Annotated in this window: 19 protein-coding genes; 11 read left to right on the forward strand and 8 right to left on the reverse strand. The window is 71.5% G+C overall.

From position 1 onward, the window contains the following. Positions 1-143 precede the first annotated feature (143 nt). The 4 genes from AC07FN_RS16670 (at position 144) to AC07FN_RS16685 (ending at position 4278) form a co-directional block, all read left to right on the forward strand. Complete coding sequence (locus AC07FN_RS16670) at positions 144-1151, forward strand: substrate-binding domain-containing protein (RefSeq protein WP_478396408.1); 1008 nt, start codon at positions 144-146, stop codon at positions 1149-1151. After that, entirely contained in the window at positions 1148-2137 is a 990-nt protein-coding gene (locus tag AC07FN_RS16675) for an ABC transporter permease (RefSeq protein WP_478396409.1), read from the forward strand. Before AC07FN_RS16670 ends, AC07FN_RS16675 begins: the two co-directional genes overlap by 4 nt. Then, positions 2137-2946, forward strand: coding sequence for an ATP-binding cassette domain-containing protein (locus AC07FN_RS16680; protein WP_452612634.1), 810 nt, complete (start codon positions 2137-2139; stop codon positions 2944-2946). The genes AC07FN_RS16675 and AC07FN_RS16680 overlap by 1 nt, the downstream gene beginning before the upstream one ends. 138 nt (positions 2947-3084) lie before the next feature. After that, positions 3085-4278 carry an FAD-dependent monooxygenase gene (locus tag AC07FN_RS16685; RefSeq protein ID WP_478396410.1) on the forward strand — a complete coding sequence of 398 codons (1194 nt, stop codon included), beginning with the start codon at positions 3085-3087 and terminating at the stop codon, positions 4276-4278. Here the strand turns inward: AC07FN_RS16685 and AC07FN_RS16690 are convergent. The 4 genes from AC07FN_RS16690 to AC07FN_RS16705 form a co-directional block, all read right to left on the reverse strand. Further along, positions 4275-6128, reverse strand: a complete 1854-nt coding sequence (locus AC07FN_RS16690) for an ABC transporter ATP-binding protein (RefSeq protein ID WP_478396411.1) — start codon at positions 6126-6128, stop codon at positions 4275-4277. The genes AC07FN_RS16685 and AC07FN_RS16690 overlap by 4 nt on opposite strands. Before the next feature lie 102 nt (positions 6129-6230). Continuing rightward, on the reverse strand, positions 6231-6398 hold the full coding sequence (locus AC07FN_RS16695) for a hypothetical protein (RefSeq protein WP_478396412.1): 168 nt from the start codon (positions 6396-6398) through the stop codon (positions 6231-6233). Positions 6399-6997: 599 nt separating this feature from the next. Next, entirely contained in the window at positions 6998-7183 is a 186-nt protein-coding gene (locus AC07FN_RS16700; RefSeq protein ID WP_132486206.1) for a hypothetical protein, read from the reverse strand. A 104-nt stretch (positions 7184-7287) separates the two neighbouring features. Further along, positions 7288-8103, reverse strand: coding sequence for an IclR family transcriptional regulator (locus tag AC07FN_RS16705; RefSeq protein WP_478396413.1), 816 nt, complete (start codon positions 8101-8103; stop codon positions 7288-7290). Between the two features lie 100 nt (positions 8104-8203). Between AC07FN_RS16705 and AC07FN_RS16710 the strand changes: the two genes are divergently transcribed. From AC07FN_RS16710 to AC07FN_RS16725, 4 genes are all read left to right on the forward strand, one after another. Beyond that, positions 8204-8983, forward strand: coding sequence for an enoyl-CoA hydratase-related protein (locus AC07FN_RS16710; RefSeq protein WP_093267845.1), 780 nt, complete (start codon positions 8204-8206; stop codon positions 8981-8983). Between the two features lie 104 nt (positions 8984-9087). Further along, complete coding sequence (locus AC07FN_RS16715; RefSeq protein WP_268951841.1) at positions 9088-9219, forward strand: hypothetical protein; 132 nt, start codon at positions 9088-9090, stop codon at positions 9217-9219. Continuing rightward, positions 9216-10106, forward strand: a complete 891-nt coding sequence (locus AC07FN_RS16720; protein WP_478396414.1) for an Acg family FMN-binding oxidoreductase — start codon at positions 9216-9218, stop codon at positions 10104-10106. Before AC07FN_RS16715 ends, AC07FN_RS16720 begins: the two co-directional genes overlap by 4 nt. Before the next feature lie 17 nt (positions 10107-10123). Further along, positions 10124-11254 carry a VIT1/CCC1 transporter family protein gene (locus AC07FN_RS16725; RefSeq protein WP_478396415.1) on the forward strand — a complete coding sequence of 377 codons (1131 nt, stop codon included), beginning with the start codon at positions 10124-10126 and terminating at the stop codon, positions 11252-11254. 4 nt (positions 11255-11258) lie between these two features. On the opposite strand, the gene AC07FN_RS16730 is transcribed toward AC07FN_RS16725, so the two are convergent. Next, on the reverse strand, positions 11259-12245 hold the full coding sequence (locus AC07FN_RS16730) for an aldo/keto reductase (protein ID WP_478396416.1): 987 nt from the start codon (positions 12243-12245) through the stop codon (positions 11259-11261). A 97-nt stretch (positions 12246-12342) separates the two neighbouring features. After that, entirely contained in the window at positions 12343-12660 is a 318-nt protein-coding gene (locus AC07FN_RS16735) for a GNAT family N-acetyltransferase (protein ID WP_397525872.1), read from the reverse strand. Positions 12661-12733: 73 nt separating this feature from the next. Here AC07FN_RS16735 and AC07FN_RS16740 point away from each other — a divergent pair, with 73 nt between their 5' ends. Both AC07FN_RS16740 and AC07FN_RS16745 read left to right on the forward strand, forming a co-directional pair. Then, positions 12734-13732, forward strand: a complete 999-nt coding sequence (locus AC07FN_RS16740; protein WP_452612625.1) for a pirin family protein — start codon at positions 12734-12736, stop codon at positions 13730-13732. Positions 13733-13945: 213 nt separating this feature from the next. Continuing rightward, the gene (locus AC07FN_RS16745) at positions 13946-15331 is read left to right on the forward strand and encodes an amidase (RefSeq protein WP_478396417.1); all 1386 of its coding nucleotides are present in this window, start codon (positions 13946-13948) and stop codon (positions 15329-15331) included. A gap of 9 nt (positions 15332-15340) precedes the next feature. Here AC07FN_RS16745 and AC07FN_RS16750 read toward each other — a convergent pair whose 3' ends face one another. Beyond that, positions 15341-15985 carry a TetR family transcriptional regulator gene (locus AC07FN_RS16750; RefSeq protein ID WP_478396418.1) on the reverse strand — a complete coding sequence of 215 codons (645 nt, stop codon included), beginning with the start codon at positions 15983-15985 and terminating at the stop codon, positions 15341-15343. Positions 15986-16089: 104 nt separating this feature from the next. Here AC07FN_RS16750 and AC07FN_RS16755 point away from each other — a divergent pair, with 104 nt between their 5' ends. Beyond that, positions 16090-17103: an NADP-dependent oxidoreductase gene (locus AC07FN_RS16755; protein WP_478396419.1), complete on the forward strand. Its 1014-nt coding sequence runs from the start codon at positions 16090-16092 to the stop codon at positions 17101-17103. A 153-nt stretch (positions 17104-17256) separates the two neighbouring features. Here AC07FN_RS16755 and AC07FN_RS16760 read toward each other — a convergent pair whose 3' ends face one another. Next, positions 17257-17766, reverse strand: coding sequence for a MarR family winged helix-turn-helix transcriptional regulator (locus AC07FN_RS16760; protein WP_478396420.1), 510 nt, complete (start codon positions 17764-17766; stop codon positions 17257-17259). Between the last annotated feature and the right edge of the window lie 94 nt (positions 17767-17860).

A 17860-nucleotide genomic window follows, 5' to 3' on the forward strand; every position in this document is an offset into this window, starting at 1 on the left:
AAATCGGGCACCGCTTCCGTCCTCAATGGGCCGATCCGGTGGCCACCGGGGAAAGACTTGTCCGGCCATGGTCGCGTTCCTACGATGCCGTTGTTGATCGGTCGGAAAGAGCTTTGAACGCACGCCCTCGACGTGGAGGCATCATGTTCAAACGGGGCCTGGCGATCGCGGCCGCACTGCTGGCGCTGACCGCGGCAGGATGTTCGGCCGAACGCGAATGGGGCGGCGGATCGGCGAGCCCGGCGGGCACGGCCAAGATCGGACTGATCACCAAGACCGACACCAATCCGTACTTCGTGCAGCTCCGCGAGTCCGCGAAGGCCGCCGCGCAGGCGCGGGGCGCCGAATTCATCGCGCTGGCAGGGCAGTTCGACGGCGACAACGACGGCCAGGTGCGGGCTATCGAGAACTTCGTGCAGCAGGGCGTGAACACGATCCTGATCACGCCGAACTCCTCGACCGGCGTGCTGGACGCCATCGCCCGCGCCCGCCAGGCGGGCATCCTGGTCATCGCCCTGGACACCGCGACGGAACCCGCCGACGCAGTCGACGCGACCTTCGCCACCGACAACTTCGAGGCCGGGCGGCAGCAAGGCACCTACGCCAAGGCCGCGCTCGGCGCGACGCCGCCGAAGCTGCTGATGATCGACGGCACCGCCGGATCGTCCGTCAACACCCTCCGCCACGACGGATTCCTGGCGGGCATCGGCCTGTCCGAAGGCGCGCCGGAGATCCGCGGCACCCAGAACGCCAACGGCGACCAGAACCTCGCCCAGCAGGGCGCGGAGAACCTGTTGGCCCGCGCCAGCGACATCAACGTCGTCTACACGATGAACGAGCCGACGGCGCGCGGCGCGTATGCGGCGCTGCAGGCGCGCGGGCTGGCGGGCCCGGTGGTGATGGCGTCGATCGACGGCGGCTGCGAGGGCGTGGCGAACGTGGCCGCTGGGCAGATCCGGGCGACCGTGATGCAGTTCCCGGGCAAGATGGCGGAACTGGGCGTCGACGCCGCGGTCGAGTACGCCAAGACGAAGCAGAAGCCCAGCGGCTTCCACGACACCGGCTCCGTGGTGATCACCGACCACCCGATGCCGGGCGTGCGCAGCGAGACGGTCGCCTGGGGCGAGCAGAACTGCTGGGGCGACAAGTGACGACGCTCCGCGCGCCGGACACCGGCGAGCGGCCGGGCGTGCGGGAGTTCCTCCTGCGCGCGCCGGCGGTCGGGCCCGCGCTGGCGCTGCTCGTCGCCATCGCGGTGTTCTCGGTGTTCACCGACACGTTCCTGAACCCGGACAACCTGTCGCTGGTGGTGCAGCAGTCGCTGGTGATCGCCACCCTCGCGCTCGGCCAGACGCTGATCATCCTCACCGGCGGCATCGACCTGGCCAACGCCTCGGCCGCGGTGCTGGCCACCCTGATCATGGCCAAGCTGGCGCTGGGCGGCGCGCCCGGATTCGTCGCGCTGCTGCTGGGAATCGCGGCCACCGCGGCCATCGGCGCCGTGGTCGGAACGCTGGCGACGCAGGTGCGGCTGCCGCCGTTCATCGTCACCCTGGGCATGCTCACGATGCTCACCGCGGTGGCGAAGCTGGTCGCCGACGGCGAGGCGGTGCCGACCGGCGACGCGCTGCTGACCTGGCTCGGCACCCGCCGCTACCTCTTCGGCGGCATCGAGATCACCTACGGCATGACGCTGGCGCTGCTGCTGTACCTGGGGGTCTGGTACGCGCTGACCAGGACCGCCTGGGGCAAGCACGTCTACGCCGTCGGCAACGCGCCGGAATCGGCCCGGCTCGCCGGGATCAAGGTCAACCGCACGCTGCTGTCGGTGTACGTGGTGGCCGGGGTGATCTTCGGGCTGGCCGCCTGGCAGGCGCTCGGCCGGGTGCCCAACGCCGACCCGAACGCCTACCAGCTGGGCAACCTCGACTCGATCACCGCGGTGGTGCTCGGCGGCACGAGCCTGTTCGGCGGCCGGGGATCGGTGCTGGGCACGCTGATGGGGGCGCTGATCGTCGCGGTCCTGCGCTCCGGGCTGACGCAGCTGGGCGTCGACGCGCTCTACCAGGACGTCGCCACCGGGGCCCTGGTGATCGCGGCTGTCGTGGTGGACCGGGTGACGAGGAGGAACGGCTGATGGTGCCCACGCTCTCCGCCCGCGGCCTGGTCAAGCGCTACGGCCGGGTGACCGCCATCGACGGCGCGGACTTCGAGGTCCGGCCCGGCGAGGTGCTGGCCGTCGTCGGCGACAACGGCGCGGGCAAGTCCAGCCTGATCAAGGCGCTGTCGGGGGCGCTGATCCCGGACGCGGGCGAGATCCGGGTCGACGGCGAGGTGGTGCACTTCCGCGGGCCGCTGGACGCCCGCCGCTACGGCATCGAGACGGTGTACCAGGACCTGGCGCTGGCCCCGGCGCAGGACATCGCGTCCAACATGTTCCTGGCGCGGGAGAAGCGGCACCCGGGGCTGCTCGGGAAGCTGTTCCGGAAGGTCGACCAGGGCTGGATGCGGGCCGAGGCGCAGCGGGTGCTGGACGAGCTGGGCATCGCGGTGAAGTCGATCGCGCAGCCGGTGGAAACGCTGTCGGGCGGGCAGCGGCAGGGCGTCGCGGTGGCCCGGGCTGCCGCCTTCGGCACCAAGGCGGTGATCATGGACGAGCCGACGGCGGCGCTCGGCGTGGCGGAATCGGGGAAGGTGCTGGCGCTGATCGACCGGATCCGGCAGCGCGGCCTGCCGGTGGTCCTGATCAGCCACAACATGCCGCACGTCTTCGAGATCGCGGACCGGATCCACGTGCACCGGCTCGGCCGCCGGGTAGGCGTGGTGACGCCCCGCGAGCACAGCATGAGCCAGGTGGTGGGGCTGATCACCGGAGCACTGGTGCTGCGGGAGGACGGCGGCCTGGAGGAGGTCTCGTCCGCGGTGCGCACGGGCCTGGGGGAGTAGCGGCGCGCGGGTGCCCCGACACGCCGGGTGGGAGTGCGACCAACCCGGCGGCGGTGTACAACGAGGGCGTCACGCGGACAACGGCGTGCCTCCCGGTGCGTCTGCGCAGCTGCCCGCCTGTTATCAGGAGGTCGTGCTGTGAGAATTGTGTGCATCGGAGCCGGCCCCGCCGGCCTGTACTTCGCCATTTCGGCCAAGATGAGGGACGCCGGGCACGACATCACCGTGATCGAACGGGACCCGCCGGGAGCCACCTACGGCTGGGGCGTCGTGTACTGGGAGAACCTGCTGGACACCCTGTACCGCAACGACCGGGAGAGCGCGGAGCGGATCCGCGCCGCCTCGACGCTGTGGCAGGAGCAGGTCGTCGCTATGCGCGGCCGGGACAAGGCATACCTCGGGGGATACGGGTACAGCGTGAACCGCGCGCCGCTGCTGGAGATACTCGCCGAGCGGGCGGTCCAGCTGGGCGTGGACGTCCGCTACGAGCACGCCGCGGAGGACCTGTCGGAGTTCGCCGACGCCGACCTGATCGTGGTCGCCGACGGCGCGAACAGCCGCACCCGCCAGCACTACGCCGAGGAGTTCGGCACCCAGATCGACCACGGCCGCAACCCCTACATCTGGCTGGGCACGGACCGGGTCTTCGACATGTTCACCTTCGACTTCGAAGAGACACCCGAGGGCTGGATCTGGTTCCACGCCTACCCCTCCAGCGCCGGCATCAGCACCTTCATCGTCGAATGCCAGGACACCACCTGGCGACGACTGGGCCTGGACCAGATGGGCCCGGAGGACACCGTCGCGCTGCTGGAGCGGATCTTCGCGGGCCCGCTGCAGGGCGGCTCGCTGATCAGCCAGTCCCGCGGGAAACCCGCTGCGTGGCAGCGGTTCACCCAGGTCTACAACCAGACCTGGCTGCACGGGAACATGGTGCTGATCGGCGATGCCGCGCACACCACGCACTTCACGATCGGCTCCGGGACCCGGCTGGCGATGCTGGACGCGATCGTGCTCGCGCAGTACCTGTTCGACCACGGCGACACGACCGCCGCGTTGAAGGAGTTCGACGAAGAGGGCCATGCCCAGCTGCGCCTGGCGCAGACCGCCGCGCGCACCAGCATGGCGTGGTTCGAGAACATCGACCGCTACACCGACCGCGGCGCGGTGGACTTCACCTTCGCGATGGCCGGCCGCCACAGCGTGCAGCCGCCGTGGCGGTACCAGCAGCACCTGGTCAACCAGAACCTGTTGGTGCGCAAGGGGAAGCGGCTCGCCGGCGTCGGGCAGCGCTGGTTGCGCGCCCGGCGCCGCGGCGAGTCCTGGCGCTAGTTGTTGGGCAGTCGGCCGTCCGGCCGGGCCGGTGCTTCCGGCTCGGCCGGAGTCTCCGGGTGATGCAGCTGGTAGAGGTGGGCGTAGCCGTTGTTGTTGGCCAGCAGCTCGTGGTGGGTGCCGGCCTCGGTGATCGTCCCCCGGTCGAGGTAGATGATCTGCTGGGCGTCGCGCACCGTGAGCAGGTTGTGCGAGATCACGATGGTGGTGCGACCGGCCATCAGGCGCCGCAGCGGCGCGAGGATCCGCCGCGAGGCTTCGGCGTCCAGGCTCGTGGTGGGCTCGTCCAGCAGCAGGATCGGGGCATCGCGGATCATCGCGCGGGCGATCGCGATGCGCTGCCGCTGACCGCCGGAGAGCAGCCGGCCGCGCTGCCCGACGCGGGTGTCGTAACCCTCCGGCAGCCGCTGGATGAACTCGTGCGCGTCGGCCGCTTCGGCCGCTTCGACGAGCCGTTCGCGGCTGGCGTCCGGGCGCCCGGCCAGGATGTTGTCCGCGATGGTGCCGTCCAGCAGCAGCGTTTCCTGCAGCACGATCGCGATGTTGGCGCGCAACGCGGCGATGTCCACGGCCCGCACGTCGGTGCCGTCCAGCAGGATCCGGCCGTGAGTGGGGTCGTAGAACCGCAGCAGCAGCTTGGTGAGGGTCGACTTGCCCGCGCCGCTGGCGCCGACCACGGCGGTGGTCTGGCCGGGCAGTGCGCAGAAGCTCACCCCGTGCAGCACGTCGTCGGCGGTGTCGGGGTAGCGGAAGGTGACCCGGTCGACCTCCAGGCGGCCGGTGACCCGCCGCGGCAGCGGGATCGGGTGCGCCGGGTTCTGCACCAGCGGGCGCTGGTCGAGCAGGTCGATGATGCGCTCGGCGCTGGCGGCGGCGGAGAAGACGGTGTTGGACAGCTGGCCGAGGCTGCGGACCGGTGTGTAGAGCTGGGACAGGTAGACCAGGAACACCAGCAGGCCGCCGAGGGTGATCCGGTCGGCTGACAGCTCGTAGATGCCGACGCCGAGGATCGCCATCACGCCGATGACCTCCAGCACGTCGACGAGCGGGGAGAACAGCGCGCCGACCCGCACGGACGACAGCGCGGCGGCGACGTTGCCGCGGCTCTGCCTGGCGAAGCGGTCGATCTCCGACTGCTCCCGCCCGTAGGCCTGGATCAGCGGCGCGTTGCCGAGGCTCTCCTCGGCGACGGTGGCGATCGAGCCGCTGCGGCCGCGGACCTCGCGGGAGGCCTCCCGGATCCGCCGCGCGAAGAACTTGGCGACGACCCAGAACAACGGCGCCCCGACCAGGGACACCAGGGCCAGCAGCCAGTCGAGGTAGAACAGCACGCCGGCGAACAGCAGGACCTTCACCACCGAGGCGAAGGTCTGCGCGACGCCGGAGAGCACCAGGCCCTCGATGGCGGCCACGTCACCGGTGAGCCGGGACAGCGTGTCGCCGATGCGCCTGCGGTCGAAGAACCCGACCGACAGCGTGTGCAGGTGGGCGAAGACCTTGGTGCGCAACTTGTTCAGGAAGTTCTCGCCGATCCACGTCGCCAGGTACTGCCCGCAGAAGTCCAGCGTGCCGGAGACCAGCGTGATCACCGCGTACGCCGCGGCGATGGCTGGGAAGAGGGAGAAATTGCGCGGGGTGAGCACGTCGTCGATGAGCACCTTGAACAGCCAGATCGCGGCGGCGTCCAGCAGCGGCGCCACCAGCACCAGCACCAGGCTGAGCAGCAGCCAGCCGCGGTACTGCCGCGCATCCGGCCAGAAGCGGCGGAAGACTTCTCGCAGCCGCACCGTCGGCGCGCGCTCGACGAGTCCTTCGCTGTCCCGGTCGGCCGGCCGGAACAGCCAGTTCACCAAGCCCGGCAAATCCTCACCCCCCATGCACGGGCGTAGCTCCCACCCCCGCGGGGTGGGAGCTACGCGATGACGAAACGGTCCAGTGGACGTCAGGGGTCACTAGCAGCCCCAGCCGCCCCACCAGCCGCCCCAGCCGCCCCAGCCCCAGCCGGAACCGCCCCAGCCCCAGCCGGAGCCCCAACCGCCCCAGCCCCAGCCGCGGCCCCAGCCGCCTCCGCCCCAGTTGCTGCGGAACCGGTCGAACCTGAACGAATCCTTGATCTGCATTCCCATCACCATTTCCGGAATCGATGCACGTCGCGTGCCGGATCGTGCGATCCGGCGCGCGCTTGCACGCAGCGCTTGGGAATTCCAGTCATCCGCATGCCATCCGGGCAGCTCGATCTGGGCCCTGGATCGAACGTACGCCCGATGGGAGCTTTGTGGCATGCGGACCGGCCGGAAATCTTTTCCCCCGCGCCGGGCCACTTCGCCGGTGAGTCGGTCTTCCCCAGTAGCCGATGTCAATTGGCACTGACCTCGGCCGGCTCTTTCCTCGATGTGACCGGTTCCCACCCTAAGCGGTCGTCCCGGGGAGGACAAGCCGACTTTCGCATTGGCCGGACGGATTTTTTCGTCTTTGCGGCATGGCTTCCGCGGCGCCCGCAGGGATCCGGGTATTTGGTCCCTAGCTTTTTCCAAAGCCCGTTTCCGGTGTTGGGCAAGTGGGTATTGGGTGCGATCCTTTTATATTCCTGTCCGCTTCTTCAGGTGCCGGAAATGAATCATGGCGACGTTTTCACCCAACACGGATGACGGCAGGTTGATAAATATCGGACAGCGCAGTTGGTGAATGAATTGTCGGCCGTCGCGCGGGGCCCGGCCGGTCAGCTGCCGGCGAAGAGGTGCTGGAGGAAGGTGGTCAGCGAGTTGACCATGGCGCTGATCGCCGACACCAGCATGTCGAACCCGGACCGGACCACGTCCGCCGCCCCGATCGGGTCGCGCACCAGCAGCGAGCCGCAGACGACGACCAGGAGCACCACGATCACGATCACGGCCTTGCGATTCATGAGATCAGCCTCCTGTCCGGCCCCCGGCGCCGACGAGACCCTACCGGGCCCGCGCGCGCGGCCTCTCACCCGCGTGGGGGAAGCCGATCACATCCGACCGCCGATCACAACCGGCCGCGCCGATGCCGCCGGGGGATCGGCCTGGTCAGGCGGAGGCTGACGCGGGAGCTGACCTCGCGCAGCAACTCCACCCACTCGGAGGGGTCGTGCCGGTACTGCTCGGACAGCCAGCCGACGCTCACGCTCCCGTAGGGCTCGTCGCGCAGGAAGACCGGCACCGCGAGGGTCGCCACGCCGAGGTCGTACTCGCCGACGGTGTAGGCCCAGCCATTCGCCCGGACCTCGGCGAACTGCGCCTCCAGCTCGGCCAGGTCGGTCACCGTGCGGTCGGTGAAGCGGGCGAGCGGCCGGTCGGTGAAGATCCGGGACCGCTGCTCGTCGGGCAGGAACGCGTAGAAGGACTTGCTCGTGGCGCCGGCGTGCGCCGGGTAGAGCTCGTTGGTCAGCGGGTAGTCCCGCAGCCTGCCGTCGGCGCCCTCCGCGACCACGACGCAGCGCATGTGCGCGCTGTCCGGCAGCGCCAGCAGGGCGCTGTGCCCGGTCGCCTCGGCGAGCTCGGCGAGCAGCGGCCGCACCAGGATGTCCAGGGCGCCGGCCTGGTCCCACATCCGGCCGAGGTGCAGCGCGGCCGGGCCGATCCGGTACCGGCGATTCGCGGTGTCCTGCACCAGGAAACCGCGGTGCGCGAGCGTCGCCAGCAGCCGCTGCGCGATCGAGGTGTGCAGGCCGAACTCGGTGGCGACCTCGGTGACACCCCACTCCGGCCTCGCCCGGTCGAAGGCCAGCAGCACCTGCAGGGCGCGGTCGGCGGTCTGCGGCAACCCCGGCGGCGTGCGCCGGTCCGTCTCGAAACCCGACATGGACCCATTCTGCGGCTGCCCCGCCAGGTGGGTGCCGCGGCGGTGTTCGCTGTGCGAGGCTCGGGATAACGACGACGGAGTCGAGTTCCCTGGAGCATCGATGAGCAACCCGGAGTACCAGCACCTGCTGACCGAACAGGACGGTGCGACCGTCCGGATCACCATGAACCGCCCCGAGACCCGCAATTCGCTGTCGGCGGGGCACCTCGCCGAGCTGCGCCGGGCCTTCGAAGCGGCCGCCGAGACGAAGGCGACCGGGATCGTGCTGGCGGGCGCGGGCCCGGTGTTCAGCTCCGGGCACGACTTCGGCGACATGGCCGACCGGGACCTGGCCGGGATGCGCGAGCTGCTGCGCCTGTGCGAGTCGCTGATGCGCACCATCCACGCGGTCCCGCAGGTGGTGATCGCGCGGGTGCACGGCCCGGCGGTCGCGGCCGGCTGCCAATTGGTCGCGACCTGCGACCTGGCGGTGGCCGCCGAGTCGGCCGGGTTCGCGCTGCCCGGCGGCAAGGGCGGCTGGTTCTGCCACACCCCGGCGGTGCCGGTGGCCCGATCCATCGGCCGGAAGCGGCTGATGGAGATGGCGCTGACCGGCGACCTGGTCGACGCCGCGACCGCAGAGCGGTGGGGCCTGGTGAACCAGGTGGTGCCCGACGCGGAGCTGGACGCGGCCGTCGAGGCGCTGCTGGCCCGGGCCACCCGCGGCAGCAGGCACGCCAAGGCGGTCGGCAAGCAGACCATCTACGCGCAGCTGGACCGGCCGGAGGCCGACGCGTACGCGATCGCCACCGAGGTGATGGCGGCGACGTCGCAGACCGCGGACGCGCGCGAGCGGATGCGGGCGTTCCTGGAGAAGCGCCCCCCGGCCTTCGGCGACTGAAGGTCTTCGCTCTCGAAGCGGCGCAGCCGCTCGGCTTCGACCGCCGTGACTTTCTGCTCTGGACCGATAAGCCCGGTCGTGCGAACGATGGTGGCCCGTCCGGAGTGCGTGAGGTCGTGGTGGTGGTGTTCGGTTCGATCATCGGGAAACGTCCGCGAGGAGCGCGCCGCAGGTTCGGCGACGGATGGTTGCCGCGCCTGCCGCGCCGCGTCCGGCGGCTGCTGGCGCTGGGATGACACGCGTCTCGGCACCGTCGTACGACACCGTGTGCTCGGCGCTGTCCTTGGCGTGCCGGGCGCCTTCCGCGCACAACTGCCAACCGTGGCGGTGGCTGCTCGCCGAGCGATCGGTGCAGTTGTTCCTGGACCTGTCCCGGTTGCCGGAGGTGCTCGACCCGACGGGGCGCGCGCAGGTGATCAGCTGCGGTGCCGTGCTGCACCACGCGCGGGTCGCGTTCGCCGCGCTCGGCTGGCGGGCGCTGGTGCACCGGCTGCCGAACCCGGCCCAGCCGGGACACCTGGCGTCGATCCAGTTCAGCCCGCGCGATCACGTGTCCCCGGAGCTGGTCGCGCTCGCCGGCGTGGCGGGGCAGCGGCGCACCGAGCGGCGGTCGTTCCGGTCGGAGCTCGTCGCCCCCGAGCTGCTGACGGAGCTGCGCGCCGCCGCCGAGACGGAGCACGGCGTGCTGGTGCGGGCCGCCGAGCACCGTTCGGTCGTGCTGGAGTCGTTGCGGCAGGCCGGGCAGTTCCGGGAATCCGCCGCGTACCAGAGCGCGATCGCGGAGCTCGATGATCCCGAGCCGGTGCTCCCGGTGCTCGGCGATGAGGCCGTGTTCGCGGTGCTGGCCACCCGCGGCGACGGCGTCGACAGCTGGCTGGCGGTGGGGGAGGCGCTGAGCGCGGTCCTGCTGGCCGCGGCACGCGACGGCTTGGTCGGCTGCCCGCTGAACCACCTCGGCGAGGTCGGCGAGGAGCGCGATCGGGTCCGGGAGACGGTCCTCGGCGGGGCCGGCCACCCCCAGCTGATGCTGCGGCTGGGCTGGCCGGCGTCCGAGGCGCCACCACCGCCGACGCCGCGCCGGGTGCTCGCGGATTCGATGGAGCTGCTGCCCATCCGGCGCTGAAAATCCACAGTGGACCTATGCTTCGAGTGGAAGACGGCGATCTCTGCTGGGAGGCTTGGCGCGTGCAGGACAGCGGATCTCGAGCGGGCAAGGCCGATGCGCGGTCGGTGCGCCGGTGGCGGCGACGGCTCGCCGACGAGCGCGAGGAGGCCGAGGTCTACCGGGAACTGGCCGCCCGGCGCTCCGGTGAGGAGCGGGAGGTCCTGCTGGGCCTCGCCGAGGCCGAGGCACGGCACGCCGCCCACTGGGAGGCGCTGCTCGGCGACGAGGTCGGGCCGGTGCGGCGCGGCCAGTTCCGGATGCGGCTGCTGGTGTTCCTGGCCCGGCGGTTCGGGTCGGTGTTCGTGCTCGCCCTGGCGCAGCGCGCCGAAAGCCGCTCGCCGTACGGCTCCGACCGCGACGCGCCGCCGGCGATGGCCGCCGACGAGCGGATCCACGAAGAAGTGGTGCGGGCGTTGGCCGCGCGCGGGCGCGCCCGCGTGTCGGGCACCTTCCGGGCAGCGGTGTTCGGCGCCAACGACGGCCTGGTCAGCAACCTGGCGCTGGTGCTGGGCGTCATCGGCGGGAACGTGCCGACCTCGACGGTGCTGCTCACCGGCCTGGCGGGGCTGCTGGCCGGCGCGCTGTCGATGGGGGCCGGCGAGTACATCTCGGTGCGCTCCCAGCGGGAGTTGCTGGCAGCGGCGGCACCGAATCCCGATGCCCGCGCCGTGGTGCCCTACCTCGACGTCGACGCGAACGAGCTGGCCCTGGTCTACCGGGCCCGGGGGATGTCCGCCGAGGAGGCCCAGCGCCGCGCGGACGCGCTGCTGCGCAATCCCAAACCGGCGGTGCCGCCGGCCGACAAGTCCACCGATGACCACGAGGTCGTCGGAACCGGCGCGAAGGCGGCGATCTCCAGCTTCGTCTTCTTCGCCTCCGGCGCGCTGGTCCCGGTGCTGCCGTTCGCGTTCGGCCTCTCCGGCGGCTTCGCCGTCCTGGTCGCCGCCGTGCTGGTGGGGCTCGCGCTGATGCTCACCGGCGCGACCGTCGGCGTGCTCTCCGGTGCGGCACCGCTGCCCCGCGCCCTGCGGCAGCTCGCCATCGGGGCGGGGGCAGCGGCGGTGACCTACCTGCTCGGGCTGGTCTTCGGCGCGACCGTCGGGTGAGCGGTCACCGGTTCAGCCGGGCCATCCCGGCGGGCGTGTAGCGCTCGCCGGCGGCGGCGCCGGGCGGGAACTTCGCGGACAGCTCCGCCACGACCGCCGGATCCAGCCGCGTCGTGGCGGCGTGGATGTTGGCCTCCACCCGCTCGATCCGGCGGCTGCCCGGGATCGGCACCACGTCCTCGCCCTGGGCGAGCAGCCAGGCCAGCGCGAGCTGCGCCGGGGTGATCCCCAGGTCCGCGGCGCGCTCGCGCAGCGGCCGGGTCAGCTCGATGTTGTGGCGGAGGCTCTCCTCCTCGAAGCGCGGGTACCGCTTCTTGCGGACTTCGAAGTTCTCGACGTCCGAGATGTCGCTGAACGCGCCGGTCAGCACGCCGCGGCCCAGCGGCGAGTACGCGACGAGCGCGACGCCGAGGTCGCGCAGCGCGGGCAGCAGTTCGGCCTCCGGGTCGCGGGTGAACAGCGAGTACTCCTGCTGCACCGCGGTGATCGGGTGCACCGCGTGGGCGCGGCGCAGCGTGCCGGCGCTGATCTCGGAGAGGCCGAGGTACCGCACCTTGCCCGCCTGCACCAGCTCGGCCAGCGCCCCGACGGTGTCCTCGATCGGCGTGGTCGGGTCGAGCCGGTGCAGGTAGTAGAGGTCGATGCGGTCCGTGCCCAGGCGGGTGAGGCTGGCCTCGACCGCCTGGCGGACGTACTCGGGGCGGCCGCCGCCGGTCTCCTTGTTCGCGCCGAACTTGGTGGCCAGCACGACCTCGTCGCGGCGCTTCGCCAGCAGGCCGCTGATCAGCTCCTCGTTGTGCCCTTCGCCGTAGACGTCGGCGGTGTCCAGGAAGTTGATGCCGAGGTCGACCAGCTGGTCGAGCAGCCAGGCCGACTCGGCGTCGTCGGCGGCGCCGTAGACCCCGGACAGGCCCATCGCGCCATAGCCGATGGCGCTCACCAGCGGGCCGCTGCGGCCCAGTTCGCGGCGGGGAGGGGACGGTTGCGACACGTGCGCTCCGATCGGTGTTGTCTCGATTTCCGGTCCACCACCAGCCTAGGCCCGCCGCGCCGCCCCGCTCACCATCCGGACTGACCACAAAGGACTGTCAAAGTTCGAACTCGGCGCGCTTGTCGGCGGGGACGAGGTCCTGGTAGTCCGGGTGCGTGCTGATCCAGCGGCGGACGAAAGGGCAGTACGGCAGCACCGCGAGGCCCCGCTCCCGGACGTCGTCCAGCGCGGTGCGGACGAGCGCGCTGCCCAGGCCGCGGCCCTCGAACCGGGAGTCGATCTCGGTGTGCACGAACGCGATGGACTTGGGGCGCAGCCGGTACTCGGCGAAACCGGCCAGCTCGCCGTCGGCGCGGATCTCGAACCGCTTGGCGTCGGGGTTGTCCACGACCTCGGGCTTGGTCGGACTGGTCACGTTCTGCCTCCAGAGCGATCGGCATCGGTCCCGTCGATTGTGCACGCAGCCCGGGATGGGGGAGGCTGGCCGGGTGAGCAACGTGGAACACGATCCGGCCGAACTGCGCTGCGGTGGCGTGGCGACCGCCGCCGGGCGGGAATGCGAACTCCTCGAACCGCGCACCGTACCGCTGGGCGGCCCGCGGGCGATGATGGTGGGCCGGACCCTGCCGAATCGCGACCGGCGCATGGTAGGTGCCTGGTGCTTCGCCGACTTCTACGGTCCGGCCGACATCGCCGGGGCGCCGGGCATGCAGGTGCCGCCGCACCCGCACACCGGCCTGCAGACGGTGAGCTGGCTGCTCGACGGCGAGGTGCTGCACCGCGACAGCCTGGGCAGCGAGCAGCTGGTGCGGCCGGGCGAGCTCAACCTGATGACGGCCGGTTTCGGCATCTCGCACTCCGAGGAGTCGCCGGTCGGCCACGGCCCGGTCCTGCACGGCGTGCAGCTGTGGGTGGCGCTGCCCGGTGACCGGCGCGACGTCGCCCCGCACTTCGAGAACCACGCCGACCTGCCGGTGCTGTCCACGGCGGACGGTGCCGTGACGGTGCTGATGGGCGCGCTCGCCGGCGCCGAGTCGACCGCGCGGACCTACACGCCGCTGGTCGGCGCGGACCTGTCGATCGCGGCGGGCCGCACGCTGCGGCTACCGGTGGAGCCGGAGTTCGAGCACGCGGTGCTGGCGGTCTCCGACGGCGTCTCCGTCGACGACCGGCCGCTGGCCCGCGGCAACATGCTCTACCTCGGGCGCGGCCGGGACGAGCTCTCGGTGCGGGGTGACGGCCCGGCGCGGGCGATGCTTCTCGGCGGCGTCCCGTTCGAGGAGGAGATCGTCATGTGGTGGAACTTCGTCGGGCGCTCGCACGACGAGGTCGCCCAGGCCAGGGCGGAGTGGGAGCACGGCCGCGCGGCCGCCGACCCGGACGGCCGGTTCGGCGTCGTGCACGGCTACGGCGGCCCGGCGCTGCCCGCGCCGGAACTGCCGAACGTCGAGCTGCGGGCCCGGGGCCGAACGCGCCGCCCGAGCTGAGCCGCGGAGTTCACCGCCGGTCCGGCCGGGCATCCACTTCGGCCGGACCGACGCGCGGAATCCACAGTGGACCGGCCGCGGTCCGCGGCGGCCGGCGCGAGTCAACTGACGTTGTGCACGGTTCATGCCCCCGGTGTGGACACGTTGCCAACTTTCCTCGCGCTGCGCGCTGGCCGAGACTCGGGGCTTCGGACGCGAACGAGGAGACGTGGCATGACAGAGCTGGCCGACCTCCCGGCCGTGGATCTGGTGGCGGCGTACCGGGCGGGCGAGGCCTCGCCGGTCGAAGCCATCGACGCGGTGCTGGCGCGCGTCGATTCCCGCGAGCCCAAGCTGTGCGCCCTCTACGCGCCGGATCCCGAAGGTGCCCGGGCCGCGGCCCGGGCGTCGGAACGGCGATGGCACGCCGGTGAACCGACCGGGCCGCTGGACGGGGTGCCGGTGACGCTCAAGGAGAACATCGCCACGAAGGGGACGCCGGTGCCGCAGGGCACCGCGGCCACCGAGCTGATCCCGGCCGCGGACGACGCGCCCGCGGCCGCACGGCTGCGCGAGAGCGGTGCGGTGATCTTCGCCAAGACCACCATGCCCGACTACGGCATGCTCTCCTCGGGCGCGTCGAGCTTCCACGACCTGTCCCGCAACCCGTGGGATCTGACGCGAACGCCCGGCGGTTCCAGCGCCGGGGCGGGCGCGGCGGCCGCCGCGGGCTACGGGCCGCTGCACGTGGGCACCGACATCGGCGGCTCGATCCGGCTGCCCGCCGGCTGGTGCGGGGTGGTCGGGCTCAAGCCCAGCTTCGGCCGCATCCCGGTCTCGCCGCCGTATCCCGGCCGGGTCATCGGCCCGCTGACCCGCACGGTCGCGGATGCCGCGCTGCTGACGTCGGTGCTGTCGGCCCCGGACGAGCGCGACCACACGGCGCTTCCCCCGGCCGACGTCGACTGGACGCGGCTGGACCGCGACGTGCGCGGCCTGCGCATCGCCCTGCTGCTCGACCACCGGGTGGGGCTGCCGGTCGAGCCCGCGGTCACCGCCGCCGTGACCGCCGCGGCGCAGCTGTTCGCCTCCGCAGGGGCGGCGGTGGAACCCATCGACCCGTTCCTGTCCCGCGAGATGCTCGACGGAATGGACCTGTTCTGGCGCTTCCGGTCGTACACCGACATCTCGGCGCTGCCCGCCGAGCGCCGCGCCAAGATCCTGCCCGGCATCGCGCAGTGGGCGACCAGCGCCGAGGACGTCTCGGCGGCCGAGGTGTTCCACGGCTTCAGCCAGATGGACGCGATCTCGGTGGCGGCCAACCGGGTGGCCCGAGACTTCGACTACGTGCTGTCCCCGGTGGCGCCGATCCCGGCCTTCCCGGCGGAGCAGGCCTACCCGACGGGCGATCCGATGCGGGCGATGGAGCACATCGCGTTCACGCTGCCCTACAACATGTCCGGCCAGCCGGCGGTGTCGGTCAACTGCGGCTGGACCCCGGAGGGCCTGCCGATCGGCCTGCAGATCGCGGGCAAGCGCTTCGACGACCTGGGGACCCTCGCCCTGGCCAGGGCGTACGAGCAGCTCCGCCCCGCGCAGCGCCCCTGGCCGAGGCTCTGAGCCGCGCGTTCACCAGGTGTGCGGGTCGTCGCCCCAGCGCTGCGGGATCCCGGCGGTGGCCAGGTCGATGGCCTCCTCGACGAGCTCGACCAGCCGCTCCAGGTCGCGGCGCGGGTCGGCGCACATCGTCTCCAGGCCGATGCGCAGGCCCGCGCAGACCATCCCGACGAGCACCCGGGGCCGCATGTCGTGGGTCTGGTCGACGCCTTGTCGCGTGGCGATCTCGGTGGTCAGCCGCTCTTCGCTGCCCGCCGCGCGGCGCAGGTTTCCGGCCAGCAGCGCCGGTGTCTTGTTGATCAGGTGCTGGACCTGGAGGAACCGGCGGACGCCGTCACCCGCAGCGGCCTCGTGGATCATCGCCAGCACCGCGTGCCGCAGGGCGAGCAGCGGCGGCTCGGCGGCGGGCCGAGTGGCGAGGGCTTCGAGCACCAGCTCGTCGAACTCGTCGCCCTTGGCCAGCGCGACGTCCTCCTTGCCCGCAAAGTAGCGGAAGAACGTGCGCGACGAGATCTCCACCTCGGCGGCGATCTCGTCGATGGTCGTCGCGTCGTAGCCCTTCGTGAGGAACAGGTCCAGGCCCGCGTCGATCAGCGCGGCCCGCGTGCGCTGCTTCTTGCGGGCGCGCAGGCCACCCTGGTCGGTCGGGACACTCATGTCCGTCATTATGCCAGAGGACGACATAAGTCACGTAGCGACAATTGGCAGCGACTGACACTTTATGTATGGTCGGTGTCGACCGCACCGATGGAGGAGCAACGATGAGCAAGGGCCTGGAGATCCGCCTCGCGTCCCGCCCGAAGGGCTGGCCGACGCAGGAGAACTTCGACGTCGTCGAGGTCGAGCAGCCGCAGCCGGGGGAGGGCGAGCTGCTGGTCCGCAACGTCTGGATGAGCGTCGACCCGGCCATGCGGGGGCGGATGAACGAGGGCAGGTCGTACGTGCCGCCCTTCGAGGTGGGCAAGGCGATGCAGGGCGGCGCGGTCGGCGAGGTCGTCGCCGCCAACGCCGAGGGCTTCCAGCCCGGCGACTTCGTGCTGCACTACTTCGGCTGGCGGGACTACGCGACGTTCGACGCCAAGCACGCCGTGAAGGTCGACCCGCAGGTCGCGCCGTTGAGCGCCTACCTGTACGTGCTCGGCATGCCCGGCATGACCGCTTACGTCGGGCTCGCCGACATCGCCGCGCAGAAGGAAGGCGACGTGGTGTTCATCTCCGGCGCGGCCGGGGCGGTGGGCTCGCTGGCCGGGCAGATCGCCAAGCTGCGCGGCGCTTCCCGGGTGATCGGCAGCGCCGGGTCGGCCGAGAAGGTCCGCTACCTCGTCGACGAACTCGGCTTCGACGCCGCGTTCAACTACCACGACGGCCCGGTCGTCGAGCAGCTCAAGGCCGCCGCGCCCGACGGCATCGACGTCTACTTCGACAACGTCGGCGGCGAGCACCTGGAGGCCGCCATCGAGGTGCTCAACGACTTCGGCCGAGTGGCGGAGTGCGGCATGATCTCGCAGTACAACAACGCGGAGCCGAAGCCCGGCCCGAACAACCTGTTCAAGATCGTCTCCAAGCGCCTGAAGCTGCAGGGCTTCATCGTCATCGACCACGCGCACCGCAAGGACCAGTTCTTCGCCGAGGTCGGCGGCTGGCTGCGCGAGGGCAAGATCAGCTACCGGGAGACGGTCGTCGAGGGCCTGCGCAATGCCCCGGAGGCGTTCCTCGGCATGATGCGCGGCGAGAACACCGGCAAGATGCTGGTCAAGATCGCAAACGCCGGCTAGGTTTCCGCAGCTCTCTCCGACGACGACCGGCGGCCCGACGAGTCTCGGCCCCGGTCCAGACGATGTTCGCGGCCCCGCTCCGTGCATGCCATCCGAGGATGCGACTGCGCGGGGTGGGGCCGGTGGCTGAGCAATTCGTGACAGCGGTCGTGCTCAGTCCAGTTTTTCGAATGCTGCGACGGCTTCCCAGCGGGCGCCGAGTGCGTTGAGCAGTGTTGCGATGTTGGCGTCGCTGGCCATGTCGCTGTCGGAGAGCAGTGCCTCGTCCAGTTGCCGGGCCCGGTGGTGCACCTGGGTGAGCACTGCCTCGCCTTCCTCGGTGAGGGACAGGAGTTTGCGCCGGGCGTCGCGCGGGGATTCGATGCGCTGGATGAGACCTCGTCGCTCGAGCCTGCGGCACAGGTCGGCCATCGTCGAGGTGTCCAGCGCGGCGGCGCCGGCCAGCGAGCTCTGGTCGTTGCCCGGATAGGCGCGGACGGCGGAGAGCACCGCGAACTGCGGACCGGTCAGCACCGAGTCGACGTGCCGGTTCCAGGCGGCGAGGTAGGCCTGGTACAGCCGGCGGGCACCGTAGCCGGGGGCGGCCAGCAGGTCGGCGGGTGGTGCCGGAGCGACGGCTGACGTATCTGCAACACGTCGGTCCGTGCGCGCTGGCTCCCCCATGCGTTCCTCCCATGCAGCTCGGCACCCGGGTTAGGTGCCGATTAATAATACGTGCCCGGATGGTTGTGCTGGTACAGGACTGGCTTGGCCGGGA

The organism is Saccharopolyspora sp. NPDC045941 (assembly GCF_056431445.1).